Annotated in this window: 6 protein-coding genes and 2 pseudogenes; 4 read left to right on the plus strand and 4 right to left on the minus strand. The window is 48.4% G+C overall.

The window, feature by feature from the left end:
* A pseudogene (locus tag ACRC32_RS24995) lies at positions 1–130 on the plus strand (IS5/IS1182 family transposase); the annotation flags it as partial.
* A 129-nt stretch (positions 131–259) separates the two neighbouring features.
* On the opposite strand, the gene ACRC32_RS25000 reads toward ACRC32_RS24995, so the two are convergent.
* Complete coding sequence (locus ACRC32_RS25000; RefSeq protein ID WP_438556507.1) at positions 260–1666, minus strand: efflux RND transporter periplasmic adaptor subunit; 1407 nt, start codon at positions 1664–1666, stop codon at positions 260–262.
* Positions 1667–1925: 259 nt separating this feature from the next.
* On the opposite strand from ACRC32_RS25000, the gene ACRC32_RS25005 reads away from it, so the two are divergent.
* Together ACRC32_RS25005 and ACRC32_RS25010 are read left to right on the plus strand one after the other, a co-directional pair.
* Entirely contained in the window at positions 1926–2408 is a 483-nt protein-coding gene (locus ACRC32_RS25005; RefSeq protein WP_438556508.1) for a hypothetical protein, read from the plus strand.
* Between the two features lie 20 nt (positions 2409–2428).
* Positions 2429–2629 (plus strand): hypothetical protein, encoded by a 201-nt coding sequence (locus ACRC32_RS25010; RefSeq protein WP_438556509.1) that lies wholly within the window; start codon positions 2429–2431, stop codon positions 2627–2629.
* A 49-nt stretch (positions 2630–2678) separates the two neighbouring features.
* On the opposite strand, the gene ACRC32_RS25015 is transcribed toward ACRC32_RS25010, so the two are convergent.
* A complete protein-coding gene (locus tag ACRC32_RS25015; protein WP_438556510.1) occupies positions 2679–5045 on the minus strand; it encodes an ABC transporter permease in 2367 nt (788 codons plus the stop codon).
* An 82-nt stretch (positions 5046–5127) separates the two neighbouring features.
* Entirely contained in the window at positions 5128–5889 is a 762-nt protein-coding gene (locus tag ACRC32_RS25020; RefSeq protein ID WP_438556512.1) for an ABC transporter ATP-binding protein, read from the minus strand.
* Positions 5890–6253: 364 nt separating this feature from the next.
* On the opposite strand from ACRC32_RS25020, the pseudogene ACRC32_RS25025 reads away from it, so the two are divergent.
* Positions 6254–8294, plus strand: a pseudogene (locus ACRC32_RS25025) (PAS domain S-box protein); the annotation flags it as partial.
* A 129-nt stretch (positions 8295–8423) separates the two neighbouring features.
* Here ACRC32_RS25025 and ACRC32_RS25030 read toward each other — a convergent pair.
* Entirely contained in the window at positions 8424–8759 is a 336-nt protein-coding gene (locus ACRC32_RS25030; RefSeq protein ID WP_438556511.1) for a hypothetical protein, read from the minus strand.
* Positions 8760–9420: the final 661 nt, after the last annotated feature.

Here is a 9420-nt window from a genome sequence, read left to right on the forward strand (position 1 = left end):
GGCTGGGCGATTTCGTCGATTAGCAAAGGATTATGAGCGTCTAGCAGAAACTTTAGTCGGTTTTCATCTTGTTGCTTTTGCTGCCTTGATGCTAAAACGATTTACAGACTTGGCACTACAAAGTGCATAACACCCTCTAAGGAGTTCATAGTAAGCAAGTCAAAAGTTAAAAGTTAAAAGTCAAAATGTTTAAAGTTGATAGTGGCAAGTGTTTTGACTGCACTGATAATGCAAGCTAAATGTGTGAGAGCATTGACAATTAGGAGTTCGAGATAACGCGGCTACCTGATTCAATTTGCTCCGAAGGATGCAGAATCGCTGCATCACCCTGCTGAAGCCCTCGGCGAATTTCTACCTCAAAGTCGCTGCGCTGACCAACTACAAGCAAACGGCGCTCGGCTTTGCCATCCTTAACAACAAAAGCGCACCAAGATTTATCGCAGCGAAATAAAGCACTCAGCGGCACTTTCAAGATATCCTTCCCTTCCCAGATAACGATCTTGACATCGACGCGGTAGGCATCGCCGAAGCCATGAGCTGAGTTTACAAAGTCACCAATAACATTTACTCGTTGCTCCTCCACCCCTAAAGCAGACACTTTGGTAAAAGCTGAGGGTTCCACCAGCCGCACTTTAGCCCGTAACGGTTGAGCCTCACTTCCTTGGTCGATCGCGATCGCATCCCCTGGCTCGATTTTCTCGGCATCCGATGACAGCACGTCGATAACCAGTTCCAGATGGGAAATGTCTCCCACCTCCAGCAGGGGAGTACCAGAGGTGACAAACTGGGCGCTTTTTTGCAGCACCCGCAAAACTCGACCGCGCACGGGCGATCGAATTACAGTACGGGTTGCTTCATCCCTCAACTTCGAGAGTTCCGCCTCTACATTTGCAATCCGCGCATCGTAGACTCGTAGTAAATAGTCAGGATCGGTTTGTTCTGCCTGCAAGACAGACAAGGCTGCCCGCGCTACTTCAAGGTCGGCAGTGGCAACTTTCGCCGCTAGGCTTGCTGCCTCAAACTCCTTCACCCTTGTGGTGGCATTCAGTTCTGCCGTTTCCCGTTCTTGGCGGGAGATAACTCCGGTGGATTGCAGTTGTTGGGCGCGTTGGCGATCGCGGCGTGCTTGATTCAATGCTGCCTCAGCTTGAGCTACCTTAGCAACTGCCTGACGCTGTAATGCCTGAGCTGCGAGGATGCGCTTTCGTGCCTGTTCTAGGGTTGCCTGTTTGGGACGTTGCGTGGCTACCCCAGCTCGTTGTGCTTGCCACTCTGCTAACTGAGCCAAGGCTTGTTGCACCGAGGCATTTAATGGTAAGGGATCGATCCGAGCAACTACGGTTCCTGGCTGCACGGCATCCCCTTCATCCAATTCGATCCGAGCCAAACGACCATCAATACTTGCCGACACGACAAAGCGATCGTGGACGCGGGTTTTGCCTTCTGCATTGACCGTGTCTTGGAGATCGCCGCGAGTCACCCGTGCAGTATCGACGCGGATCGGTGCGGGACGGAATGCCCGTACAACTAAAATTAGGGTAGCCAGCGCGATCGCCCCATAGACGAGCTGTTTTGGCGAGATGCGGGGCAGGTGCTTTTGCCCTCGTGTCTTCTCTTGGGGTGGTTTTGGTTCGGTCGCTTTCTTCGGCAAGGGTAATAGTTTCACGACTGCCCCCAATGTTCTTCCAAACCAGCTACTAGGCGATCGCGGTTTTCTACCTGCCCGAATTTTGCAGTGTTCGACCCGAACAACCTTTGCACCGATCTAGAAGCTGTTTAGAACCTGTTTCTATTTTAGGTGGCTGTTGAACTTAATTTGTGCAGTTAATAGCTATGTGTTACTAACAGTTACTCTTTTTCCCATGCCTTTTGTTTGCTGTAAAATGTCCCTTAAAAATAGAGTTTTTCTGTAGCTGTAAGTGTAAATGGACATTACAGACTTTAAAGAGCTAGCTCAGGGAATCCAAGCGATCGCGACAACTGTTGCCTTGGGTGTCAGTGGCTTTTGGACTTACACGCTTTTTTTGAAAAGAAGACAAGCATTTCCACGTCCTAAAATCGAGCATCAAGTAGTAATAAAAAAACTCGATTCGACCAAATATTTACTCTTCGCAACAATTTTAATTGTTAACAGTAGTGAAGTTTTACTAAAGATTAGAAGTGGCAGTATTTGGGTTCAGCAGGTATTACCTATCACCCCAGAAGTGCAGAGCTTAATTGAAAGATATGGAGAATATAAGCACGTTGCTCCGCTATGGGGAGATGGAGGACGTGAAATTAATTGGACTGCCAAGGAACGTCTAGATTTGAGCTTGGAAAAGCGGAGTATAATTAAAATAGAACCGAGTGAAGCTGAAACTATTTGTTGCGATTTTTTAATCCTCCTTACGAGCCTCACCCTTCTTTGATGCCTAGTTTATCAAGACTTATGCAGGCTATTGCACGAAGAATACCGCTTGTTGTTAAGCCAACTCCCTCTCAAATTCCGATGGAAGAACAGCTCATCTCTCATTTGGAAACAAAACTAGCAGAGATGGAAGAAAAACTCATATCCCATGTGGAGACAAAGCTAGCAGAGATTGAGAAAAAGTTGCTCAATCGCCTGGAAAAATTATCTACCAATGGATAGGACAGTAACCAACTAGCGACAACTGGAATCAGATCCAAATCTACTGATATTACTCTCTTGTTTTCAACACTGCAACCAAATCTAAATCGCTCAACTGGCGACTGACGATCGCCCCTGAGATCGCTGCGGCGATGAGGATGGCGATCGTTGCAAATGCATATGTCGCATTGGTAATTGCCAGGGGAAAACGATAGAGTTCGGAGGTGAAGGCAAGGGAGAGTAAGGCAGAAATTCCAAATCCTATTGCTAACCCTAAAGGAATGGCAACAAGAGTCAGCACCGCTTGTTCGCCCAACAGGACGACGGCAACTTCTGCCTGGGTAAAACCGATGACGCGCAGGGTAGCTAATTCCCGACTGCGTTCTGAAAGGGCAATCCGAGCGGCGTTGTAAACGACTCCAAAGGCAATAATGCAGGCAAAAATCGTCATGACGGCGGTAAAAATTCCCAAACTCCCAGCAATGGTGGCTTCAAACCGCGCGATCGCCATTTTTCGTACAGAAACTCCCGTCACCGCTGGTATGCGTTTGAGCGTCGCGTAGAGGCGATCGATTTGCAGCGCATCGGCAGCCAAATATGCCCCAGAGACAGTTCCCCCTTCTCGCATCAATCGATTCAGGGCATGGATATCCATATAGGCGGAAACGCCGATCAATTCGTCCACTAACCCCACCACAAGAACGGTACGGATCGGTCTATCTGCTTCTAGAATCTCCAGCGTTAGGACATCGCCCTGTTTGGCACTCAAGATCTCTGCTAGCGTTGTCGATAGCACCACCCCATCAAGGGGCAAATAAATCGGTTGTAGGTGGCGATCTAATAGGCGACGCAGTTCTGTCTCTGGTTCGAGTCCCAAAATTCCCACTCGATAGGTGCGGTGTTCGTATCGCAACCGTGCGGGTACTGTGCGGAAGACTTCGGCTTTTAAGACACCTGGTAGATGAGCGACTTCATATCGCACGCGGGAGGGACGCGGCTCGTTGAAGGCGATCGCGACATCCTCGCGCTGGATTTGGCGAAACTGCACGTCAATCATGTATTGCAGGGCATCGGTAAAGTAGCCGCTGACAACTAGCATCCCAACGGCAAGAGCAATTCCTAGGGTAGATAGGAAAGCTTGTATTGGTTTGCGCTCGATGTTACGCAGCACGATCCGAATCGCCGGAGAGAAGAAACGCCCAAATCCCAACCGTTCGATAAAGGTTGGGCGAAAGCTGGCGGGTGGTTCGGGACGCATGGCTTCGGCAGGTGGCAGGGAGATTGCCTTTTGCACTGCTGTTAAAGCACCCACAATCGCCGCACCCCCGCTGACCAGAATTGCTCCAGCCACTACACTCGTTCCTGCTTGGTAGCGGAGGATGGGAAAGGAGAAAAATCTGGCATAGTTGTGGGTAATCGCAGTTCCAAACCAGACTCCTATAGCCGTACCGATCGCTGCACCAACTAACACGATCGCCAGTACAAACTGCAAGTAATGCAGACCGATTTTTAGGTCGTTGTAACCGAAGGCTTTCAAAACGGCGATCTGGTCGCGCTGGGTCGTTATCAGACGAGACAGCAGGACTTGCAGCAGAAATGCCGCAATCCCCAAAAAGATGGACGGCACGAATGTGGCTGTTGCCTGTAACTGTTTCAATTCTTCCGAGAGGAAGCGGTGAGAAAGTTGGTCTTTGCGCCCGTATGCCCCAAATCCACCATACCTTTCCAGCAGGCGATCGAGATGAAAGATGACATCTGCCTCAATTGCCCCTCGCATCAACGTTAGGGTCACGTCATTGAATGCCCCATCCATATTGAAAGCAGTTCCTAGTGCCTCCCGCCCCATCCAGAGAATACCGAAGCGTTGGTTATCGGGAAAAATATCGCCCGATCCTTGGATGGCATAGACATACTCTGGCGAGAGGGCGATGCCGACAATTAATAACTTTTGCCAGCGTCCGTTAATTACCGCACCTATAGTATCGCCTAAATCCAGTTGATGGGCTTTGGCAAAGCTTTCAGCGATTAATACCTCATTATCTCGGTTTGGCTGGATGTAGCGCCCGCGACGAATGTAGAGGCTGTTGAGTAGGGGTGGCTGGCGTTCTGGGATGGAAATTAACCGTCCGATCGCTGGTTCTGCCCGTCCTGAAATATCTAGGTTGACATCTGCCACCACCCGCGTCTGTACCTGCGCCACCCCTGGAATTGTCTCAATCTGCGCTTTGAGAGATAGGGGCGATCGCTTTAATTGGGCGAAGACTTGAGCAAAACGATATTGCTCGTAGTAGCTTGCTTGGGTTAGTTGCAGGGAATTATATGCACTCAGCATCGAGACAAAACTAGCAATCCCGCAGGCAATAACTAGGGCGATCGCCAGAATTTGCCCTCGCCAGCGCCAGAGGTCGCGTAGAAGTTTCTTATCAAGGGCTTTCATGCATTTTATCCCTCACGATCGCTAAGGATCGAGCTATGCCTCTATATAGAAAATTAGAATAAGGAAATTGTGAGGGGTTCGCCTACCATTCTAATTCTGCGGGCGACACTTTAGTTTCATTGCATTGAACGCGGCTAATTTTGCCGCTGCGCATCGTCACTACTCGATCTGCCATCGCGGCAATGCCCGCGTTGTGAGTAATGACTGCTGTTGTCGTGCCGAGTTCGCGGTTGACCTGTGCTAGGGCTTCCAATACTAATTTTCCCGTTTGAAAATCTAACGCTCCGGTTGGCTCGTCGCACAACAGCACTTCAGGACGTTTAACAATAGCACGGGCGATCGCTACCCGCTGTTGTTCCCCTCCCGATAGTTGCGCGGGGAAATGGTCGAGACGATCGCCTAAACCAACCAACTCTAGTGCTTGCTTTGGAGGCATGGGTCTGCGGGCGATCTCGGTGACGAGGGCGACGTTCTCCCGTGCCGTGAGGCTGGGAATCAGGTTGTAAAACTGGAAGACAAAGCCAACGCAATCGCGCCGAAAGCGGGTGAGTTCGGCATCGCTGGCATGGGTGAGGTCGCGATCGCGAAAAAATACGTGACCGCTAGAAGGCATGTCCAATCCGCCCAGAATGTTGAGTAAAGTTGATTTACCACTGCCGGAAGGTCCCAGCAGCACGACAAATTCTCTTTCATAAAGGTCGAGGTCAACTTCTTGCAAGGCATGAACTTCCACCTCACCCATGCGATAAATTTTTGTTACTTCATGTACGTGGAAAACAACTCCCGCTGGTGCTACCGTATCCGCATAGGGCTTTGCTTTCCTAGAGCGCCGATTCCCAAGCATCTTGCAACCTAGTTTTAAAATGCGATCGATTTGTGTAACAGCTTTCACAACAGCTTTACTTTTTTACCTCCTTTGTTCTTCAATATTACTTAGGCAATTATCGTTGACTAGGGAATAACTCCACTCTTTTGCATGTAAGTTATTAACATATCTATCTTGCAACTCAATACCTTGATGCGTCGATTGTTTGCTTAAATTATCCTCAACGCGCATCCTCTTGAAGGTATAGTTTATATACAAGTAGATGGCAAAACTGCTGCGACAAGCATAATCTCTGTTAAATAGATCGGACAAGCCATTCAAGTTTTCATCAGGTGTCAATTTAAGTACGTTTTGTTGCCGAATACATTTCGGCAGAGGGTGCATGACCGAAGTATTACGCACAATTCTGCTGGTCGATGACTGCAAAGAAGAACGGGAAACCTACTGCCGCTATCTGCTGCGGGAGCGACAGCACGCTTATAGGATTTTAGCAGCAGATACTGGAAAACAGGCTCTGGAATTGTGTTCCGAGCAATTTCCCGACGCGATCGTCTTAGACGATTATACTGCCAGATCGAGATGGGCTAGAAGTTTTAAGCGAGTTAAAGGCTTTGACAGGCAAGGACGATCTGCCAGTCATAATGTTAACAGATCGAGGAAATGAAGAGATCGCCGTGCCAGGAATGAAAAGCGATGCTACCGACTACTTGGTTAAAAGCAACACCACACCTGAGAGCCTGCGGCTGGCGATTCATCAAGTACTAGAACGGACACGCTTGAAGCAACAACTAGAAGAGAGTCAAGCAGCATTGCCGCAAGCCCGCAATGAGTTAGAAAGACGAGTGCAAGAGCAAACCGCCAAACTAGAACGAGCCAACGAGGAATTGCAGGTAGCTCTGGAAGAATTGCAGGTAGCCGAAGAGGAAGTCCGCTCTTCACATGAAGAACTAGCAGATGCCCGTGAAGCGGTAGAGTTAGAGCGCCAGCGTTACCAGGACTTGTTTGAGCAAGCGCCAGATGGCTACCTAGTGACTGATATCTGGGGAAAGATCCAAGCGGCAAATCGTGTCGCAGCTACCTTACTGGGTGTCAACATGAACTATTTAGTCGGCAATCCCTTAGCTAACTACATTGCCGCGTCAGAGCGTCAGACATTTCGGACTCGATTGGCACAGTTGCAAGAGGTACAGGACTGGGAAGTTAACCTCCAGCCACGCAAAGGTAATCCTTTCCCCGTGACGATCGCCGTGACGAGTATGCAAGATTCCCAGGGACAGCTAGTAGGCTGGCGCTGGCTGCTGCACGACATCACCGATCGCCAACAAATGCAACAAAGTTTGCAGGCGGCTCACGATAATTTAGAACAACTAGTCACAGAACGCACTGCCGATCTCAGTCACGCAAATGCCAAGTTGCAACAGGAAATCCGCGTTAGCGAAGCTTCCCGAAGGGCTCGCCAACTTGCCGAAGCTTCCTTACAAGCCAGCGAAGCCCGCTATCGCACGATCGCCGAACTGACATCGGACTACATTTATACCAACCTCATTACCCCAGAAGGAACAGCGGTTGAGGAATGGGCAACCCCCAACATGAGCCGGATTACAGGCTATACCCATGCAGAATTCTTTGATGGGACGCAGACTTGGTTTGACATCATCTATCCCGACGATTTGCCCACCGTGCGTCAGTTTTTTGCCGACCTACTCCAGCAACGGCATTCGGGAACGTTAGAGTATCGAATTGTTACCAAGCACGGGGAAGTTCGCTGGATTCGCGATCGCATCCAACCCGAATGGGATGACGCGGAAAAACGAGTTGTGAGGATTTTGGGTGCAGTGGAGGACATTAGCGATCGCAAACACTCAGAACAGAAAATCCAAGAACAAGCAGCATTACTAAATCTTGCATCGGACGCAATTTTTGTTCGGGATCTAGAACACCACATTCTCTTCTGGAACCAAGGTGCCGAAAGCCTTTACGGTTGGTCAGCTATGGAAGCACTCGGCGCAAAGGCAACCCAGCTATTTAGTGAGGAAGTTGTGCCTTAAGTCGAAGTTGCCCTCAACACAGCGATCGAGCAGGGAGAGTGGCAGGGAGAACTTCAGCACGTTACTAAAGAGGGCAAGCAACTCATTGTTCAAAGTCGCTGGACTTTGGTGCGAGATGAAGCGGGACGACCCAAATCCATTCTCGCCGTTAACACAGACATCACCGAGAAAAAACAACTCGAAGCTCAGTGCTTGCGCGCTCAGCGCCTAGAGAACCTTGGCACGTTGGCTAGCGGTATTGCCCATGACTTGAACAATATCCTCCAGCCGATTCTGACCACCGCTCAACTACTCAAACTAAAATTTCCCGATGCCGATGAGTGGTATCAGCAGATACTTTTCGTGTTAGAAACTAGTGCCAAACGCGGAGCCGATACAGCCACAGAGTTCGGGGAGACCGAACCGAAAACCTAGAACGTGCAGTTGCTGCTTATGCTCGTGCTTGGCAGGTTTACACCTCCGAGGCAATACCCCAGAGGTGATGAATCCGCATGAGGCGCTTTCTCATACAGGCTTAGCTGTCACGAACCAAAAAGGTCCGCATTCCGTACAAGTGTCGTTTTCCTCGCTGGCGTAGATCGCCATTCCTTCTTTAGATAGAATGAGTGACTCTCCCAAACGCATGAAAGAGATGAATGGTTCGAGATATTGAACTGCGGCATGATTGCCACAAATCGGTAAGACTGTTTCGGTGAAGTATTCGTAACCTACGTCTTCTACACACTGGTAATAGCGGATATTGAAATCGCTCAATTCTCGATCGGGAAAATTATTTTTAATTTGTTCTGATAAGCGACTGGGAATTTCTTTGGTTGGGTCTAGTAACATGCCAGTTTTCATAAAAATCTTTCCCTCCTTTTTCAGGAGTTTGCGACACGAAAAGCCAGAATAGTTAACTTAGCTATCTTTAGCGTAGAAAAATAATGTGAGGAACTCGTGAGGGGCGATCGCTACCATTTTTAGGGTAAATTCAATCGCACATTCACTATTTTAATTCAGTCGTAGCAAAGGATCTCGGCTTTCTACACTTCAGCGAAATGTGTGGAAATATCTAGATTGACTACATTGTCTACATAAAATTAAAGTTTTGCGGCAAGGGAAATTCCAGCTTAAAGATAGGTATATATTTTTATACAGAATAAAGCTCTATTCTTGTAGATTGAGAAAGGTTTATTCGCAGCAACCAACAACACAATCCCTGTTATTATTTACATATTCTACTACGTGCTAAGGAAGCGCAACTGTTAAGTAGTACATTCTCAGCAAAAAGAGTAAAATAGAGTTTAGCAGGGAAATCAAAATTTTTGATAGCAGGAAATCAAAATTTTTGATAGCAAGTCATGCACGGGAGTCAGAACAATGCCTCAGTGTGAAGTGTGCGGTAATGATTACGACAAGGCTTTTGAAGTCATTCTAGCTGGCAAGCCACATATATTCGATAGCTTTGAATGTGCTATTAAAGCTCTTGCTCCCACTTGCAGTCACTGTGGTTGCAAGATTA

The sequence above is a fragment of the Chroococcidiopsis sp. genome, from assembly GCF_051657925.1.
In the GTDB taxonomy this organism is placed as follows: Bacteria; Cyanobacteriota; Cyanobacteriia; order Cyanobacteriales; family Chroococcidiopsidaceae; genus Chroococcidiopsis.

Bases quoted from the DNA above. Each gene is read 5' to 3' on its own strand.
- ACRC32_RS25015 (WP_438556510.1), bottom strand. From the start codon at position 5,045: ATGAAAGCCCTTGATAAGAAACTTCTACGCGACCTCTGGCGCTGGCGA.
- ACRC32_RS25030 (WP_438556511.1), bottom strand. From the start codon at position 8,759: ATGAAAACTGGCATGTTACTAGACCCAACCAAAGAAATTCCCAGTCGC.
- ACRC32_RS25005 (WP_438556508.1), top strand. From the start codon at position 1,926: ATGGACATTACAGACTTTAAAGAGCTAGCTCAGGGAATCCAAGCGATC.
- ACRC32_RS25020 (WP_438556512.1), bottom strand. From the start codon at position 5,889: ATGCTTGGGAATCGGCGCTCTAGGAAAGCAAAGCCCTATGCGGATACG.
- ACRC32_RS25010 (WP_438556509.1), top strand. From the start codon at position 2,429: ATGCAGGCTATTGCACGAAGAATACCGCTTGTTGTTAAGCCAACTCCC.